The sequence below is a fragment of the Streptomyces sp. H27-H1 genome, from assembly GCF_026627445.1.
Lineage (GTDB): Bacteria > Actinomycetota > Actinomycetes > Streptomycetales > Streptomycetaceae > Streptomyces.
The window spans coordinates 1-1675 of the sequence record NZ_JAPNLJ010000135.1 but is presented as its reverse complement, the minus strand read 5'-3'; the positions used below and the strand labels follow the sequence as shown (position 1 = coordinate 1675).

Annotated in this window: 2 protein-coding genes and 2 pseudogenes; 1 reads left to right on the top strand and 3 read right to left on the bottom strand. The window is 65.9% G+C overall.

Annotated elements, in window-relative coordinates:
- Positions 1-474: 474 nt before the first annotated feature.
- A pseudogene (locus OTB20_RS43115) lies at positions 475-633 on the top strand (IS3 family transposase); the annotation flags it as partial.
- Here OTB20_RS43115 and OTB20_RS42105 read toward each other — a convergent pair.
- From OTB20_RS42105 to OTB20_RS42100, 3 genes and pseudogenes are all read right to left on the bottom strand, one after another.
- Entirely contained in the window at positions 624-758 is a 135-nt protein-coding gene (locus OTB20_RS42105) for a hypothetical protein (RefSeq protein WP_267825173.1), read from the bottom strand. The pseudogene OTB20_RS43115 and the gene OTB20_RS42105 overlap by 10 nt on opposite strands.
- An 11-nt stretch (positions 759-769) precedes the next feature.
- Complete coding sequence (locus OTB20_RS43110; RefSeq protein WP_420716623.1) at positions 770-1153, bottom strand: transposase family protein; 384 nt, start codon at positions 1151-1153, stop codon at positions 770-772.
- A gap of 321 nt (positions 1154-1474) precedes the next feature.
- Positions 1475-1675 (bottom strand): annotated as a pseudogene (locus OTB20_RS42100) (hypothetical protein); the annotation flags it as partial.

Below are 1675 nucleotides of genomic sequence, written 5' to 3'. Positions count from 1 at the left end.
CGCCGAAGCCAGTACCGTGGCTTCACCACGAACCCACGGGTCCAGCCCCTCGCAGCATGGCAACGAACCCCCGGGTTCCCGCTGAAGACCCTTCAGTTTTTGTGAACTCACGGGCAACTTGGCCCAGATCTCCTATAGCTGACGCCAGGTGGCGAGTAGCACTCTGTAATCGCCGTGACGTTCCGCGATCTGGGTTGGCCGGTCGCAGTCGTCGTCCTACTGATCGTCTTCATCGGTCCAAGTGCCGGAGGGGCCGGGTTCGCCATGGACTTCGGCGCCCAGTTGGAGGGCGCGGCCCTTGGTGTGGTGCTCGCCTGGGATCACCGGTTTCTGCCTTCGAGCTGTGCGGGGATGCGGCTGGCGCGCAGTTCGCGTAGGTCGGGGATGTGGTTCTAGAAGGTGCCGGGGCTGCTGCCGAGCATCTTGGCGATCGAGGTGATGGAGTGCTCGGGGTTGGGCAGCGGCGCGAAGCCGCTCTACCTCGCGACCGTCATCGACCTCGCCTCACGCCGCCCGGCCGGGCGGGTGATCGCCGATCACATGCGAACCGAGCTCGTCACCGCCGCCCTGGCGGCCGCCGAGCCGACCCACGGGAGCTTGGCCGGAGCGGCGATGCACACCGATCACGGATCCCCCACCAGCCTTTTTGTGTGCTCGCGCTGGGTGTGCAGGGCATCAGCACTCACCCCGGTGCCGGTCAGGTCGAACGGGGCCAACAGGGCGGTTAAGCCGGTGATCTCGTTGGCCTTGTTCGGCACCCACAGCTGGCTTACGGTGCGGTCGGCGGCCGTGACGGCGGACAGCAGGTGGGCGGGACGGTATCGGTACGCGAGCCGCGGGCGGTCTTGCCATCCACCGCGACCGACTCAGTGCCGGCCGGGCCGTCTCCGAGAAGGTCGGCAAGCCCGCCGTGACACACCCCGAGCAGTACCCGGCGCACAGTGGAGCACCGAGGCCGGACGGCGCATCCTGAGGGGTCCGCGCGCATGAAACCCCAGGCGGGCGAGGGTGTCCTGCGGCGCCGGTGGGCCCACTGCCCTATGGCCAGATAGGAACGAGCCCCGGCCAGCACCGCGCACGCGGCAGTCAGCAACACCGAAGCGAGGGCATGACGCCTTCCCCGCAGATCATGCGGATCGGGCAGGACGGCCAGCTGGTCCGTCGGGCCGGGAATTTCACGTCTTTCACACGAGGGGCGGTTTGAACAGACAGACAGTGGCAGGCTGACGGCACGGAGCTCTCGTGATCAGAGGGTGAGTTGGCAGTTCCCCTTGGTCATCGGAGCTTCGTTGCACACGCCATTGCCGTACTGAAAGTACGTCACGTCACATCCCTGTGACCTGCAGGTTCACGAAGTCACCCGGACTTACCGCCCCTGAGGGACCAATCCGTGATCCACATCGTGCCATGGCTTCCAACACCGCCCGCCGATCGCGCTTATCCGCTACCCGCCTCCGGATAGAATTAACGATCTTCATGAAATATCGTCCTTTCTCGATCCTGCCGCCATGTTCGCGTGTCGTGCGGTCGGGGGACCGCCCCCCGACCGGACGCCGGCGAGGTAGCTCTCGGGTGATTTGTCGTAGCGAGTGGCGATGCCTCGCCAGGCCTTGAGCTTGTTGATCAGGCGCTCGACGGTGTTCCGCTCTTTGTAGAGGTCTGCGTCGTAGCTGAC